This window comes from Edwardsiella piscicida (assembly GCF_021733145.1).
Lineage (GTDB): Bacteria > Pseudomonadota > Gammaproteobacteria > Enterobacterales > Enterobacteriaceae > Edwardsiella > Edwardsiella piscicida.
Genome location: NZ_CP090968.1, coordinates 1,434,455 through 1,450,263 on the forward strand (window position 1 = coordinate 1,434,455; position 15,809 = coordinate 1,450,263).

Here is a 15,809-nt window from a genome sequence, read left to right on the forward strand (position 1 = left end):
CTCCCTTAGGCGGGGTCATTGGCTTTTGAGCGGGAGGTTCGCGCCTCGCCGATCAGCCAGTCAAAGAGGAAAATGATCGCCAGCATCACGACGATCAGGATCGAACCATAGGCGATGGCGACCCCGTACTCGCCGTCCTCCACCCGGTTCAGTATGTAGGCGGTGGCGACGCGGGTATCGGGCGTCACGAGGAACACGATGGCGCTGACCGTGGTAACGGCGCGCACAAAGCTGTAGATCAGCGCTGACAGGATCGCCGGGCGCAGCAGCGGCAGCAAAATGTGCGTGATGGTGCGCAGCGAGCCGGCGCGCAGGCTGAGAGAGGCCTCATCCAGCGATTTATCGATCTGGCCCAGGCCCGCGATGCCCGCGCGGATGCCGACCGGTACGTTGCGCATGATCATGGAGATGATCACGATCGCCGCCGTTCCGGTGAGGTATACCGGCGCGCTGTTAAAGGCCAGAATGTAGGATACGCCGGCCACGGTACCCGGCACGGCAAAGCAGAGCATGGTGGTGAACTCGATGCTCTTTTTGCCGGTGAACTGTTGCCGTACCACAATCCAGGCGATCAGCAGGCCAAACGCGGCGGTGATCGGCGCCGCAATGCCGGCGTAGAGCAGGGTGTCGAGCAGCGAGGGCCACGCCCCATCGTGCATTCCCTGGCCGAACAGCGTGATAAAGTTATTCAGGGTCAGGGTATAGTCCACCCCCCAGTTAACGGTGAAGCTGCCGTAGAAAATGCTGCCGTAGAGCAGGGCGTTGAACAGGACCCAGAGCGTCAGAAGGGCGATAACGCCCCATACCAGCGCCGTCGGCAGCGGCTGTACGTCGCCCCGATAGGATTTGCCGGACACGGTGACGTAGGAGCGCTTGCCGATCCACAGATACTGTACGCAAAACACCAGCAGCGAGAACAGCAGCAGAAATACGCCGAGGGTGCTGGCGGCCTGGTAGTCGAGCTGTGACCCGGTGATATAAAAGTAGATTTGCGTCGCCAGCACATCGAAGTTGCCGCCGAGCACCAGCGGGTTGCTAAAGTCGGCCAGCGACTGCACGACCACGATCAGAAACGCGTTGGCCAGCGCGGGCTTGAGTAGGGGAATAAACACCCCGCGAAAGGTCTGCCAACGGCTGGCGCGCAGCGTGTATGAGGCCTCCTCCAGCGAGGGGGGGATGGTCTTGATGGCGCCATCCAGGATCATAAAGGCCATCGGGGTAAAGGCCAGCACCTGGGCCAGCCAGATACCGGTGAAGCCATACAGCCAGTTGGTATTGGTTAGCCCGAACCACGCCGCCATCCCTTCGGTAATATAGCCGGAACGCCCCATCATGAGCGTTACGCCCAGGCCGACGACAAAGGGGGGCGTAACGATGGGCAGAATGGAGAATACGCGTCCGATAATGGCGCTGCGCTTAGCGATGCGGGTGGTATAGATAGCCAGCACCAGGCCAAAGAAGGTACAGCCGATCCCCACCGCGATCGACAGCGCGATCGAGTTGAGGATCACCTGCAGAATGTGCGCCTGCGCCAGCACCTGGGTGAACGCCAGCGGGGCAAAGGCGCCGTGTTCGTCGGTAAACATCGGGATAAAAATCGCGATGCTCGGCCAGACGATAAACACGCCGATCAGCGCGACGATCGCGATCAGCGAGCCGATCACGAAGCGATCGCCGCCCAGCCATTCGAGGCGGGCCAATGCCTGCGTCATGATGGCGCCGAGCGCGACAAACAGCGCGATCGCCGCGTACCCCAGCCCCCGACCTTCCACCGTGGCGCTGATCGCCACAAAGAGGATACAGCATAGCGCCCCGCCGGCGTCAGCGTAGTCGCGGCGGCGCGACGTCGGCGCCCCACGGCGCCGGATCAGCAGCAGGGTCGGCAGCAGGTACCACAGCCAGCTGATGTTGAGCTGTGACCAGCCGTAGGCCGCCAGAATTTCGTCGGGCGTTGACGCCAGCAGACCATAGTCCAGGCTCCAGCTTGGCAGCAGCGCAAAGGCCAGCCAGCCGAGTAAAATCCAAAGGCGTAGCGTATCCCGCTTGGCGACGGGAGGCTGCGTTAGGGTGTGTGACATAGGTGCCCCGGTGTGTTGCGCGGCCCGTCTGACGAGGGCGCCGACGGGCCGCGGGTTAGGCGATGAGGGTCGGCGCCGGCGCGGCGTATGCGGCGCGCCGCTGCGTTTGGCCGACGTCTCCTGAGCGGGGCTAGTTCCCCATCTTAACGTCGTTGACCCACTTGTTGATCAGTGCCTTACGCACGTCGGTCGAACCGTATTTGTCCATGTCATAGCTGATAAGATTTAGGTCATCGAGCTTCAGCGAGTGGGGGGAACTCTCTGCCGTGGTGTTGGTCAGGATCTGGTAAGACTTGCCCTTTTTCCAGGCCAGCTCCTGGGCCTCTTTCGACAGCACCCAGTCGACGAACAGTTTGGCGTTGGCGAGGTTGCGGGCGCCTTTCAGGATGCTGACGCCGCCGATCTCATAGCCGGTGCCCTCGCAGGGCGAGACCAGCAGCAGCGGGGCTCCCTGCTCTTTTTCCAGCGAGTAATCGTGCAGGAAACCGATGCCGATGGCGGTCTCACCGCGCGCGGCGTTGCGCGCCGGGGCAATGCCCGATTTGGTGTACTGGGAGACGTTGGCATTCAGCCGCTTCAGATAGTCGAAGGCCTGCGGCTCGCCCCACAGCTGGACAAAGGTCGCTAGCGCGGTGTAGGCGGTGCCGGAGCTTTGCGGATCGGCTATCTGAATTTCACCTTTGTACTCCGGTTTGATCAGATCCTTCCAGCAGGTCGGCACCGGCAGATGCTTCTCTTTGAGGCGCTCGGTATTGACGCCAAAGCCGAGAATGCCGATATAGACCGCCGAGGAGTAGTTGCCTTTTACCTTGGCCGGGTCGCGAAATTTCTCCATCACCTGCGCCAGATTGGGCGAGGTGTAGGGCTGCAGCAGCCCTATCTCACCGGCCTGAGACTGGGGATCCAGCGTACCGCCATACCAGACGTCCGCCTGGGGGTTTTTCTTTTCGGCGTCCACCTTGGCCAGGGTGCTGCCGGAGCCGTTGCGGATGAACGCAGTTTTGACATCGTATTTTTCACCGAAGGCCCGGGTTTCCGTCTCACACATTTCGTTCGTCGCACTGCAGTAGACGACCAGACGGCCCTGGGCGTGCGCGGCGCCGCTCAGCATGGACAGCGTAACGGCAGAGGTCATCAGGGTAGCGATCAGCGTTTTTTTCATTGTTTTATCCTTTGGCCAAGAGAGAGGGTGACGCCCGCCATCAGCAGCGGCATCAGCAACAGCACCATCAGTACGGCGGCGATGGAGAGCAGGCTAAACATCCCCGACCAGCCGTAGCGTTCGATAATCTGTGACAGCGGCCAGCCTGCCAGCGCGGCGCCCAGATACGCGAACAGGCCGAGAAATCCCGTAATGGATCCCGCGGCATCCTTGTGACCGCATTCGACGGCGGCGAGGCCGATCAGCATCTGCGGACCAAAGACAAAGAAGCCCACGGAAAAGAAGCAGACGGCGAGCAGCGCATAGTGGTGAACCTGGACCAGCCACAGCGCGCTCACGGAGACCATCAGCCCGAGCGTGAACAGCAGGATCATGGGCGCCCGCTGTCCGCGGAACAGCAGATCCGATCCCCAGCCGGCAAACAGTGCCCCCAGCAGGCCGCCGACCTCAAACAGCATCACCGTGGCGTTGGCGCTGAGCAGATTGACGCCGTGGCTTTCGGTCAGCCAGATGTTGCCCCAGTCGTTGAGCGCAATACGGATCAGGTAGACCAACACATAGGCGATGCCCAGCAGCCAGATCATGGGGTTCTTCAGCACGGTGGTGCGCAGCATTTGCCACAGCCCCATGGGCGGACTTTGCCGTTCCTGGCGCAGCTCTAGCGGATCGTTACGCCAGACGCCGACGGAGGGCAGCCCCAGCTCCCGCGGCGTTCCCGTTAACTGCATTATCAGCCAGATCCCCAGGATCATACCGATGATCCCCGGGGTCAGCATGGCGGCCTGCCACCCCCAGCGCAGGGCGGCGTAGGCGCAGATCAGCGGCATCAGCGCGCCGCCGAGATTGATGGACATATTCCAGCTGCCCCACCAGAAACCGCGCTCGTTGCGCGAGTACCAGTGGGTGAGCAGCCGGGCGCAGGGGGGCCATCCCCACCCCTGAAAGAAGCCGTTCAGCGTCCAGATCACCAGCATCAGCGGCAGCGACTGGGTAAAGGCGAACGCCACGTTCAGCGCGCCGGTGGCAAACAGGCCAATGCCCATAAACGCCCGCTGACCATGGCTATCGTGCCAGAGCCCGGCGGCAAACTTGGACAGGCCATAGGTGAGGTAAAACAGTGACCCCAGCAGGCCGATGCTGCCTTTGTCCAGTCCGAGATCCGTTTGCAGCGCAGGAAGGACGTAGTTCACGCTTTTGCGCGTCAGGTAAAACGCGGCGTAGCCCAGCGCCATCCCGATCCACAGCCGCGACCGCAGCGTCCGGTAGCGTTGGTCTATTGCCGAGGCGGGGCGTGCGTGCATGATGTTCTCCACTGGCGTTGACTATAGAAAGACGCGGGGCAAAAGGGATGAGACAATGTCTGGCGTGGCTAAGACTTTTTCCTGCTTAGGCGCCGGCGCGTTGCAAAACTGTGGGCAGCTTAACAATGACGCGGGTACCGCGCTGCGACGCCAGCGTGAGCTCGCCGCCGAGGGCATGGACGCGCTCGCGCATGCCCTGAATACCCTGGCCGGGAGGGCTCTGGCGGCCGATGCCCACACCGTTATCCTGCACCAGCAGATGCAGGCAGGGGGCGTGATAGCACAGTACGATGGAGACCGCGCTGGCGTCGGCGTGTTTACAGACATTGTTAAGCAGCTCCTGCAGCAGACGGTACAGGGTAAACTGTACGGTTTCGCCCGCGGGCGGCGCGTCTAGCCGGTAATCAAAGCGGCAGCGGATCCCGCGCTCGGCGAAGGCAAACTCGTTGACCAGGTGGTACAGCGCCTCCTGGAACGACAGCTCATCCAGCGCCGGCGGGCGCAGCTGGCGCAGGAGCTGACGGGTCGAGTGGTGAATGCGCCGGGCCAGATCGTTGATCTGAGCGGCGGCGGAGAGCACGAGGGCAGGCTCCTGCCGCTGTCGGAGCAGCTGAGACTGGATCTGGATCGCCGTGATGTTCTGGCCGATCTCATCATGCAGCTCACGCGCCAGGCGTTTGCGCGTGTTCTCCTCGGTATGCACCAGCTGTTCGGTTAGCGCCCGGCGCGCCGCGAGCTCGCTCTCCAGCCGCTGACGGTAGTGGTGCAGATTTTGCGCCAGGTGCTGCTGACGGCTGATGGCGATGCCCAGGCCGATCCCCAGCAGGGCCTGCGTGGCAAGAAAGATCTCCAGCTCCAGCAGATTGCTGAATCCGACCCCAATCTGGCGCGCGATGGTGATCATCATGCTGCCCAGCAGGCCGGAGAGCACGCCCCCCTGCCAACCGAACTTCCAGGCCATCACCACGTTGGGCAGGAACACGACCATCAGCAGCAGGCGCTCGATCTCCGGGGAGAGCACCATCTGTGTGCCGATGCCGATGATAAAAAAGAGGCTGCACCAGATAAGCAGCGAGGCGCGCAGGGGCGGGTTGTTGGTATCGAGCCCCAGCAGATGATAGCGATGCTGCTGGCGTAGAAAGTCGAAGATCAGGTAGACGAAGGGCGTCAGCAGAACCCCGCCGGTAAATGAGCTCAGGCCGAGCAGCAGCGCCGGACTTTTAACCCACGGGGAGAGTAGGGCGGTGTTGAGCAGCGCGGTCGCGGTAACGGCGGCGAGCAGCAGCGTTAGCCGCTGCCAGTAGAGCGGAAAGCGGTGCCAGGCGCGCTGCACCAGCCGGGCGGGGAGCAGGCTGATCAGCGGCACGATAAGCAGAATATCGCCGTTGAGCAGCTGCTCGCTGCGCAGCCAGTACAGCGCCAACATGGGGGGCAGCACCAGCGCTGGCCAATAGCGTCGAGAGAGCAGTATCAGCAGCGCCAGGTAGACGCCGTGCGGCAAAAATAGCGCCGCCTGCTGACCGCTGTGGGTCAGATAAAATCCCAGCGTCCACAGCATGAGCCACCCAGAGCCCCAGGCCAGCAGAATAAACAGGGAGATAACCCGGTAACGCGCGCGGCGCGACATCAGAGCCCCGTCAGCAGCTGGTGGTCAAGGGCAAAATGCACCAGATCGATGGTGCTGTGGCACTGCAGCTTACCCAGTACGTTGGCCCGGTGTACGTGCACCGTTTTATGGCTGAGATCGAGCGCAAAGGCGATGCGCTTAACGCTATCGCCCTTCACCAGCAGCGCAAAGATCTCGCGTTCGCGCGGGGTGAGTATTTTGAGCGCCTCGGCCGCCGGTTCGCCGCCGCGCAGCGCCCGCAGCGCATCGGCGCACAGGTAGTGCCCCCCCATGCTGACGGAGCGGACCGCCTGGACCAGCTCTTCGGGCCCGCAGCGCTTGGTCAGATAGCCGCTGGCGCCGGCGTCCAGGGCGCTTTTGACAAAGGCGGGGGTGTCGTAAATGCTGAGGATAATCGCGCGGAATCCGGGCCTCTTGGCGCGCAGGCGTTTCAGCAGACTCAGGCCGTTTTCATCCGGCATGGCGATATCGAGCACCGCGACGCTGACATCGTCACGCAGCAGCGGCTGCCAGGCCTCTGCCGCGCTGCTAAACTGGCCGGCGACAGCCAGATCGGGCTCAAGGGTTAGGAGCTGTGCAAATCCGGAGCGGACCACGACATGGTCATCTACCAAGACGACGCGGATCATGAGAATGCCTCCTTGCTAAAGGATGGCGCCTATGATGCCCGCTGCGAAAATCGCTGCAATCAGCTGAGCGTGTTTATGTCGTCAGGGTAACAAAATTGCGCTTCATCCCCCTACGTCGTCACGGCGGCGGGAGCATCAATCGGGGGAATTATCGGGGAGCGCTGCGTCGCCCTACCGGTTTATGCGGAATAACTGTTCACCTTACGGGGGATATTGGCGTAGAAAAATCCGAATACGATAATCCAGCCTAAAAATTAGCGTAACAGGAAAATCACCGTAGAGATAACTGAAAATATTTATCAAGTTGTTCGAATTCCCCAAATAGCAATCTGTGCCTTTAATGGAGGATAATTACTCGCGCAGGATGGTCATCATCGCGATACGGTGATAGCCGCACAGAGATAGGGCCAACGCGTGGGAGGGGGTGCCAGGCAATGACAGCAGTACAGGATCGTTTCGCTCACCAGTCTCCGCCTGCGGATACCGATCGCCGGGTTACGCTGGTGATGGACTGCGATCGTTTTTTTTATGATGGTCTGGCGCAGCATATTATTTCTGACGATCGGATATTACATGAAACGCGCTATGCCCATCTGGCAGACGCGATCGCCACACGGCGGGTCGATCACGTGATCGCCGAGCTGTATACCCATGATGATACGCCCATCGATGCGCTGCTGGCGCTGATGCGCGTGCGCGCCTATCGTCCGTCGCTGCGGATCACGGTGATGACGGATATTACCCACCCAGCGGTGCTGGCGGCGGTGCATAGCCTGGGGCAGGTGAGCCTGATCTCCAAACGGGAGCCGCTGCCCCGTCTCGCCGAGGCCTACCGGCATTCGCTGCGCCAGGCGCACCTTAGCCCGCGGATGAAACGCAAGATGCAGGCGCAGCCTGAGATGGCCGGCATGTCGTTTCCCGAGTGGAAGGTGGTGGCGATTCGCAGCCGCGGCGGCGATAACTACCAGGTCGCCAGCTACCTTGGGATCCACCATAAGAGCGTTAACTATCGCCAGCGCTGCATCATGCAGAAACTGGCGTTTGCCAGTAAGCCGGAGTTTTTGCGCTTTCTCAGCGCCATGAGCGATAACCCCGTGCATGCTCCCCGCTTACAGCGGCACCAGCAGCACGTCGGTATGGGTGCGGTCGATCAGTGCCCCCGCAGAGCTGAGCAGGCGCTTGACGAAGCCTTCGCAGTGGTTGCCGCAGATCAATAGATCGACGCGCTGGCGCCGACAGGTGTCGACGATGCAGTCGATCAGCTCTCCGTGGCCGATGTGGGTGTGGGCGATAGGGTAATCGACCCGGCGGCATAGCTGTTCCAGAAACAGGGCGGTCTCCTCGTGCAGCAGGTGACGCGTCTCTGCGAGCAGGGGACCCGCGTAGCTGCAGCACAGATCGGGCTCATTGCACAGCGTCAGCAGGCTGATGCTCGCGCCCGATGGGCGGGCGATGGCGATGGCTTTATCCAGCAGAATGTGGCTGTCCGGATCCGGGGCAACGGCGACCAGAATCGTATGGTAGCTCATGGGACTCCTCCTTGTGATGGGCCGGCTTTCGATGGGGCGGAGGGCCAGCGCGGCCGGATCGGCGAGGGTATCCGGCTATTCGCCGCGCGGTGCCGCTCTAACAGGAATAGGCCAACTTTATTGACTGCGCCAGCGTCAGGCGGTTTTTAACGACGCCGGCGGGCGGCGTTGACCTTTCTACGTTAGCGCGCTTTCTATGGTATAAAATGCGCGGCGCGGGCGATGTGGCGTCTATCACAGCGTATCCCGCGCCGGATAGCGTCAGTAACTTAGGCTCAGGATACGGCGGGCCGCCGTCTCATCGATGTTCTGTCGCTCGCCCAGCGGCAGCAGCTGAAAACGCCGCAGGTTATCGATAACGGCATCGATACAGCTCTCTTCAAGACCACAGGCGCTGAGCCGGGTCTGCATCCCCATATCGCTGAAGAAGCGCTCGGTATGCTCGATGGCCGAGGCGATTCGCTCCTCTTCGCTGCCGCTGCGCAGCCCCCATACCCGCTCAGCATACTGCAGCAGCTTCAGGCGTTTATCCTGCTGCTGCACCCGCATGACGGCCGGCAGCAGAATGGCCAGCGTCAGGGCATGATCCATTCCGTACAGCGCCGTCAGCTGGTGGCCGATACGATGGCTTGACCAGTCCTGCGGTACTCCGGCGCCGACCATACCATTCAGCGCCATACTGGCCGCCCACATTACGCTGGCGCGGACGTCGTAGCTGTGGGGCTCGCTGAGCGCCCGCGGTCCCTCCTCCAGCAGCGTCAGCAGCAGCCCTTCGGCCAGACGATCCTGAACCCGGGCGTAGACCGGATAGGTGAGGTATTGCTCCATGACATGGACGAAGGCATCCACGACGCCGTTGGCAACCTGCCGCGCGGGCAGGGTATAGGATTTGTGGGGATCCAGCACGGAGAAGCGCGGAAACAGCGCGGGGTGAGAGTAGCCGACCTTGGCGCCGAGGCGTCGATGGCTGACGACGGCGGTCGGGTTCATCTCTGAACCGGTGCCGGGCAGGGTCAGAATGCAGCCCAGCGGCAACACCCGCTGCGGCGGCCGCTTTTGGCGCCACATCTCCCAGGGATCGCCCGTATAGTGCGCCGCGGCGGCGATAAACTTGCTGCCGTCGATCGCCGAGCCGCCCCCGATGGCCAGCAGAAAATCGATGCGCTGCTCGCGCACCTGCTGTACCGCCTTCAGCAGCGTCTCCAGCTCGGGGTTGGCCTCGATGCCGCCAAACTCACCGATGATGCGGGGGCCCAGTACGCGGCGGACTTCGTCCAGGTAGCCAAACTGGCGGGCGCTGTTGCCGCCGTAGGTGATCAGAATGCGTGCCTCGGCGGGAATATGCTGCGGGATATCCGCGATGCGTTCGCCGCCAAACAGAATGCGGGTGGGATTATAGTAGTCAAAGTTGAACATAGGCGGGACTCCTCAGTCGTGGTGGGGGCATACGCTTCCCCCGGTCGGATCGGTCGTGTCCGTGATGTGCGAGTAACGTCGGCGTAGCGCGGCGTGATAGAACACAGCCTAACATGCCCCTTCTGAGCCCACAGGCGCGAAATGTGACGATACGCACTTTTGGTCATAAAAACCATTAACCACGCGCGTAAGGTCTCTGCGTGGCGTAATTTATTCTGTCAAATGATGAATACAACGAATAAATTCTATGAATAGTTATATCGATATTACTGAATAAAGAGAAATAGGTGCTCGGTGGAGGGGGGGATATCCCCGCATTAATTGAGATATATCAGAATTTAGCGCAGGAAGTATTCTATGGCGCCACGCCGGCTATCAAGGCTATCTATTTTTATTCTATGGTTTTGCTCATCGTTTAGTTCTTTGTATGACTATCGAATTTTTATTCAGACTTTAAACCTAAAAATATACATTATTACAACGTAAAAATCTAAAAATGCAAAAATCGGTTTATTTTTTCTCCAAAAATTTTTCTTGCTATTCAAAAAGTTAAATGGATAGCGCGCGCAGATTGCGCGTTAGGTCAAAATGTGAGCCAATACGGCAAAAGTCATACTTTTCCTACCATTTTTTGTGATCTAGATCACACTTTTCTCAAATTTGACGCCTTGGCGCGTTGTACATTCCGGTCATTCAGGGGTAGAGTTGCAGCGTTTTAAGAATAGTCTTAATGGCGTCTGTTATTCACCCTCAGGGTGCCTAACCTCCATTTGTATATCAAAAGTACAACGTCGGGTCATATAACACGCAGTAATCATGGCCGTTATGCTCCATTTCACATTAGTTGAGCGGTTATCAGGTACCTCGTTCACCTGCGCCTCGCGCAGTTATAGTAAAGGTACGTTTCATTGTGTTGGCCGATTGAGTCAAGCAGGGTGAGATAATGAGTACCTCGGAAATACTCAAGCATATTTATGACATTAACTTGTCATATTTGTTATTAGCACAGCGATTAATTCATGACGACAAAGCCTCCGCCATGTTCCGGCTGGGGATTGACGCTGAAATGGCGGAAACGTTGGTTCAGCTGACGCTGCCGCAGATGGTAAAACTGGCTGAAACCAATCAGTTAGTATGCCAGTTTCGCTTTGAAGATCATCAGACTATCCAACGTTTGACCCAAGAGTCACGCGTGGATGATCTGCAACAGATTCATACCGGAATTCTTTTGTCCAGCCATCTGCTTCAGCAGCTGTCGGCGGACGGAAATGATTCGGGGAAACGGGGCTGACATGAGCGAAAAAAGCATCATTCAGGAAGCACGCGACATACAGCTGGCGATGGAACTTATCTCTCTGGGGGCGCGTCTGCAGATGTTGGAGAGCGAAACCCAGCTGAGCCGGGGACGCCTGATCAAGCTGTACAAGGAGCTGCGCGGCAGTCCGCCGCCGAAGGGGATGCTGCCATTCTCCACCGACTGGTTTATGACATGGGAGCAGAATATCCACTCCTCCATGTTCTATAATATTTATGCGTTTATGCTGACCAGCGGCGCCTGCCACGGGGTAGAGGCGGTGATCCGCGCCTACAAACTCTACCTGGAGCAGTGCCCGCCGGCGGATAGCGATCTGCCGGTGCTGGCGCTGACGCGCGCCTGGACACTGGTGCGTTTTGTCGAGAGCGGCATGCTGGAGCCGGCTCACTGCAACAGCTGCGGCGGTAGCTTTATTGCCCATGCGCATCAGCCGGTGCACAGTTTTGTCTGCAGTTTGTGCCAACCGCCGTCGCGGGCGATAAAAAGACGTAAACTTTCTGAGAATCTTGCCGATATCTTTCCACACTTGCTCGGTGAGCAAGAGAAACGTGTGGTGTAACTGATTGAGGCAATCAGTCCAATAGCGTGCGGTGCCGCGGTAGTGCTGCCGTACGCTGTCTTCGGGCAGCATTCTGTCATCGACCTTCCTCTTTCCGGCTCTGCGCCGGCAGATTACATCCGACTGTTCACTCCGATCATGTAAGGAATTCACGTGCTGATTCTACTGGGATATGCCGTTGTGCTAATCGCGGTTTTTGGCGGTTACACGCTTGTTGGGGGCCATCTGGGAGCGTTGTATCAGCCATCTGAGTTATTGATTATCGGGGGAGCGGGCATTGGCGCTTTCATCGTAGGCAATAATGGCAAGGCGATTAAGTCGACGCTGCGTACCCTGCCCAAGCTTGCCCGCGGCTCTAAGTACAACAAGGCGTTGTATATGGATGTGATGGGGCTGATGTATCAGCTCCTGGCCAAATCGCGCCAGCAGGGCATGCTCTCCCTGGAGCGAGATATCGAAGATCCTAAGGCGAGCGAAATTTTTTCTAATTATCCCCGCCTGATTGCCGATAACACACTCATTGAGTTTATTACCGACTATATGCGGCTGATCATCAGCGGCAACATGAATGCCTTCGAGATCGAGTCCCTGATGGACGAAGAGATCGAGACCTTCGAACAGGAAGCTGAGGTGCCGGCAGGCAGCCTGGCGGCGGTGGGCGACTCTCTGCCGGCGTTCGGTATCGTGGCGGCGGTGATGGGGGTTGTCCATGCGCTGGCTTCGGCCGATCGCCCCGCGGCGGAGCTGGGGGCGCTGATCGCCCACGCGATGGTCGGGACGTTTCTGGGTATCCTGCTGGCCTATGGGTTTATCTCCCCGCTGGCTTCGCTGATGCGCCAGAAGAGCGCCGAAACCACCAAAATGATGCACTGCATTAAGACAACGCTGCTCTCTAGCCTGAACGGCTATGCCCCGCAGATCGCGGTGGAGTTTGGGCGTAAGACGCTGTACTCCACCGAGCGTCCGTCGTTCATTGAGCTGGAAGAGCACGTGCGTCAGGTGAAAACCCCGGCGAAACAGGCGGCAACGGAAGAAGAAGTATGAAGGGCGGTAAACACCCGGTCATTCTGGTCAAAAAGAAACGCGGCGGCCACGGTCAGGCCAGCCATGGCGGTGCTTGGAAGATAGCCTATGCCGATTTTATGACCGCCATGATGGCGTTCTTTCTGGTGATGTGGCTGCTGGCGATCGCCAGTCCGCAGGAGCTGACTCGCATCGCCGAATATTTTCGTACCCCGCTGAAGGTTGCCCTGAGCGAGGGACAGCGCTCCAGCGACAGCTTTAGCCCGATCCCCGGCGGCGGCGATGATGTGACGCAGAAAGAGGGCGAGGTGCGTAAGTTTGCCGAGGATCCCGATCCGCAGACGCGCGCCGAGCAGATGCGTCTGAAGCGGCTGCGCGAGCGTTTGGAGCAGGTGATCATCAACGATCCGCGCCTGAAGGCGCTGCGGCCACACCTGATGATCAACATGATGGATGAGGGGCTGCGGATCCAAATTATCGACAGTCAGAACCGCCCCATGTTCCAGAACGGCAGCGCCCAGGTTGAGCCCTATATGCGCAATATTCTGCGCGCTATCGCCCCGATCCTGAATGAACTGCCGAACAAGATTAGCCTGTCCGGGCATACGGACGATCTGCCCTACGCCAACGGTGAGCGTGGATACAGCAACTGGGAGCTCTCGGCCGACCGCGCCAATGCCTCGCGGCGCGAGCTGATCGCCGGTGGGCTGGCGGGTAACAAGATCCTGCGGGTGGTCGGCATGGCCGATACCATGAATCTGCGCAACCTGGCCGGCAATGCGGCGGTCAACCGCCGTATCAGCATTCTGGTGCTGAATAAAGCCGCGCAGAATCGGATTGAACACGAGGATGCGGAAGGGGGAGACGCCGTTGATATGCGTCAGCCGACGGCCTCGGATCAGTGGCAGCGCATCGGCGCCGCCAGTGGTCAACCGGCGGTAACGCCCTTTATTCCGACGCCGATGGCGCCAATGAACGACCACGTCAAAATACCGAGCGCGATAGACAAGAGGTGACCTGTGAGCATGGATATTAGCGCGTTTTATCAAACGTTCTTTGATGAAGCGGATGAACTGTTGGCTGATATGGAACAGCACCTGTTGGCGCTGGATCCTCAGGAGCCGGATAACGAACAACTGAACGCCATCTTTCGCGCTGCCCACTCGATTAAGGGGGGGGCGGCCACTTTCGGTTTTACCGTACTGCAGGAGACCACGCATCTGCTGGAGAACCTGCTCGACGGTGCCCGCCGTGGTGAAATGCGGCTGAGTACCGAGATCATCAACCTGTTTCTGGAAACCAAAGATATTATGCAGGATCAGCTCGATGCCTATAAGTCCGCTCAGGACCCCGACGCCGATAGCTTCGAATATATTTGCCAGGCGCTAAGACAGCTGGCGTTAGAGGCGAAAGGGGAGGCTCCTGCCGCCGTGGCTGCGCCGGCGCCTGCGTCGGCCGCAGCGCCGGCTACGCCTGTCGCCGCGGCGAGCGTGGCGCCGCAGGGCGGACTGTCCATCTCGTTAACCGGGCTCAAGGCGGCGGAAATCCCGCTGATGCTGGAGGAGCTGGGCAATCTGGGTACGGTACAGCAGCATCAGGAGAGCGACAGCGCGCTGGATGTGGTGCTGGAGACCACGGTCAGTGAGGACGACATTACGGCGGTGCTGTGCTTTGTGCTGGAGCCGGAGCAGATCCACTTTACCCGCCCGACGGCGGACCTCGCGCCGCAGGTCAGCCTAGAAGAGGCGGCTCTGCCGCCCGCCGAGGTCGTGCGTGAGGCACCGGTCTCTGCGCCTGCGCCTGAGCCGACTCCCGCGCCTGAATCCGCCTCCGCGCCTGAGCCCGTTTCCGCGCCTGAGCGTGCGACTCCGCCGGATGCGACGGCGGCCGCGGCGCCCCACGTTCCGCGCCACAACCCGCGCGCGGCCAAAGGGGCAGAGAACAGCACCAGCATCCGCGTCGCCGTGGAGAAGGTCGATCAGCTGATCAACCTGGTCGGCGAGCTGGTGATCACCCAGTCGATGCTGGCGCAGCGCTCCAATATGCTGGATCCGGTCGATCATGGCGATCTGCTCAACAGCCTGGGCCAGCTTGAGCGCAACGCCCGGGATCTGCAGGAGTCGGTCATGTCGATCCGCATGATGCCGATGGAGTACGTCTTTAGCCGTTTCCCGCGTCTGGTGCGTGACCTGGCCAGCAAGCTTGACAAGCAGGTCGAGCTGACGCTGCTGGGCAGCTCGACCGAACTGGATAAGAGCCTGATCGAGCGCATTATCGATCCGCTGACTCACCTGGTACGCAACAGCCTGGATCACGGCATCGAATCGCCGCAGGTGCGTCAGGCGGCGGGCAAGAGCACCGTCGGCAACCTGACCCTCTCTGCGGAGCACCAGGGGGGCAATATCTATATTGAGGTCATCGACGATGGCGCCGGCCTGAACCACCAGAAGATCCTGGACAAAGCGCGCTCCCAGGGGATGTCGGTGCACGACAATATGACCGACGAAGAGATTGGCCTGCTGATCTTTGCGCCGGGCTTCTCCACCGCCGAGAAGGTCACCGACGTCTCTGGGCGCGGCGTCGGGATGGACGTGGTGAAGCGAAATATCCAGGAAATGGGCGGCCACGTTGAGATCGAGTCGCGTGAGGGGAAAGGTACGACGATCCGTATCGTCCTGCCGCTGACCCTGGCAATTCTGGACGGTATGTCGGTCAAAGTCAGCAACGAGGTTTTCATTCTGCCGCTGAACGCCGTGATGGAGTCGCTGCAGCCGAACGATGAGGATCTCTATCCGCTGGCCGGCGGTGAGCGCGTGCTGCAGGTGCGCGGCGAATATCTGCCGCTGGTGGAGCTACACCGCGTCTTTGACGTCGCCGACGCCAAGACCGACGCCACTCAGGGCATTGTCGTGATTCTGCAAAGCGCCGGACGCCGCTATGCGCTGTTGGTCGATCAGCTGATCGGTCAGCATCAGGTGGTGGTGAAAAACCTGGAAACCAACTACCGCAAAGTGCCGGGCATCTCCGCGGCAACCATCCTCGGCGACGGCAGCGTGGCGCTGATCGTCGACGTCGCGGCGCTGCAGAGCATTAACCGGGAAAAACGGGTCGCCGGCGCGGCCGCCTGACTCTTAACCATGCAACCGGCGCCGCCGCAGGCGGCGCTGATG

General features: G+C 60.0%; 13 protein-coding genes. 6 read left to right on the forward strand and 7 right to left on the reverse strand.

The window, feature by feature from the left end; translation table 11 throughout:
- Window positions 1–5 precede the first annotated feature (5 nt).
- From L1P05_RS06500 to L1P05_RS06520, 5 genes are all read right to left on the reverse strand, one after another.
- Entirely contained in the window at window positions 6–2,078 is a 2,073-nt protein-coding gene (locus L1P05_RS06500; protein WP_012848182.1) for an ABC transporter permease, read from the reverse strand.
- A gap of 130 nt (window positions 2,079–2,208) precedes the next feature.
- On the reverse strand, window positions 2,209–3,240 hold the full coding sequence (locus L1P05_RS06505; protein ID WP_012848183.1) for an ABC transporter substrate-binding protein: 1,032 nt from the start codon (window positions 3,238–3,240) through the stop codon (window positions 2,209–2,211).
- Complete coding sequence (uhpC, locus tag L1P05_RS06510) at window positions 3,237–4,541, reverse strand: MFS transporter family glucose-6-phosphate receptor UhpC (RefSeq protein ID WP_034168768.1); 1,305 nt, start codon at window positions 4,539–4,541, stop codon at window positions 3,237–3,239. The genes L1P05_RS06505 and uhpC overlap by 4 nt, the downstream gene beginning before the upstream one ends.
- An 85-nt stretch (window positions 4,542–4,626) precedes the next feature.
- Complete coding sequence (locus L1P05_RS06515; RefSeq protein ID WP_012848185.1) at window positions 4,627–6,168, reverse strand: MASE1 domain-containing sensor histidine kinase; 1,542 nt, start codon at window positions 6,166–6,168, stop codon at window positions 4,627–4,629.
- Window positions 6,168–6,797: a response regulator transcription factor gene (locus L1P05_RS06520; RefSeq protein WP_012848186.1), complete on the reverse strand. Its 630-nt coding sequence runs from the start codon at window positions 6,795–6,797 to the stop codon at window positions 6,168–6,170. The genes L1P05_RS06515 and L1P05_RS06520 overlap by 1 nt, the downstream gene beginning before the upstream one ends.
- Before the next feature lie 434 nt (window positions 6,798–7,231).
- Here L1P05_RS06520 and L1P05_RS06525 point away from each other — a divergent pair, with 434 nt between their 5' ends.
- On the forward strand, window positions 7,232–8,014 hold the full coding sequence (locus L1P05_RS06525) for a helix-turn-helix transcriptional regulator (RefSeq protein ID WP_012848188.1): 783 nt from the start codon (window positions 7,232–7,234) through the stop codon (window positions 8,012–8,014).
- Here L1P05_RS06525 and L1P05_RS06530 read toward each other — a convergent pair.
- Together L1P05_RS06530 and L1P05_RS06535 are read right to left on the reverse strand one after the other, a co-directional pair.
- The gene (locus tag L1P05_RS06530) at window positions 7,907–8,326 is read right to left on the reverse strand and encodes a universal stress protein (RefSeq protein WP_015461302.1); all 420 of its coding nucleotides are present in this window, start codon (window positions 8,324–8,326) and stop codon (window positions 7,907–7,909) included. The two genes, L1P05_RS06525 and L1P05_RS06530, sit on opposite strands and share 108 nt — an antisense overlap.
- A 261-nt stretch (window positions 8,327–8,587) precedes the next feature.
- The gene (locus L1P05_RS06535; RefSeq protein ID WP_012848190.1) at window positions 8,588–9,742 is read right to left on the reverse strand and encodes an iron-containing alcohol dehydrogenase; all 1,155 of its coding nucleotides are present in this window, start codon (window positions 9,740–9,742) and stop codon (window positions 8,588–8,590) included.
- A gap of 943 nt (window positions 9,743–10,685) precedes the next feature.
- On the opposite strand from L1P05_RS06535, the gene flhD reads away from it, so the two are divergent.
- The 5 genes from flhD to cheA all read left to right on the forward strand — a co-directional run bounded on the left by flhD (window position 10,686) and on the right by cheA (window position 15,767).
- Window positions 10,686–11,033 carry a flagellar transcriptional regulator FlhD gene (gene flhD, locus L1P05_RS06540; protein WP_012848192.1) on the forward strand — a complete coding sequence of 116 codons (348 nt, stop codon included), beginning with the start codon at window positions 10,686–10,688 and terminating at the stop codon, window positions 11,031–11,033.
- A gap of 1 nt (window position 11,034) precedes the next feature.
- Window positions 11,035–11,616, forward strand: coding sequence for a flagellar transcriptional regulator FlhC (gene flhC / locus L1P05_RS06545; protein WP_012848193.1), 582 nt, complete (start codon window positions 11,035–11,037; stop codon window positions 11,614–11,616).
- Between the two features lie 153 nt (window positions 11,617–11,769).
- Window positions 11,770–12,660 carry a flagellar motor stator protein MotA gene (motA, locus tag L1P05_RS06550; RefSeq protein WP_015461304.1) on the forward strand — a complete coding sequence of 297 codons (891 nt, stop codon included), beginning with the start codon at window positions 11,770–11,772 and terminating at the stop codon, window positions 12,658–12,660.
- Entirely contained in the window at window positions 12,657–13,655 is a 999-nt protein-coding gene (gene motB, locus L1P05_RS06555) for a flagellar motor protein MotB (protein ID WP_012848195.1), read from the forward strand. The genes motA and motB overlap by 4 nt, the downstream gene beginning before the upstream one ends.
- A gap of 3 nt (window positions 13,656–13,658) precedes the next feature.
- On the forward strand, window positions 13,659–15,767 hold the full coding sequence (gene cheA / locus L1P05_RS06560; RefSeq protein ID WP_015461306.1) for a chemotaxis protein CheA: 2,109 nt from the start codon (window positions 13,659–13,661) through the stop codon (window positions 15,765–15,767).
- The last annotated feature ends 42 nt before the right edge of the window (window positions 15,768–15,809 follow it).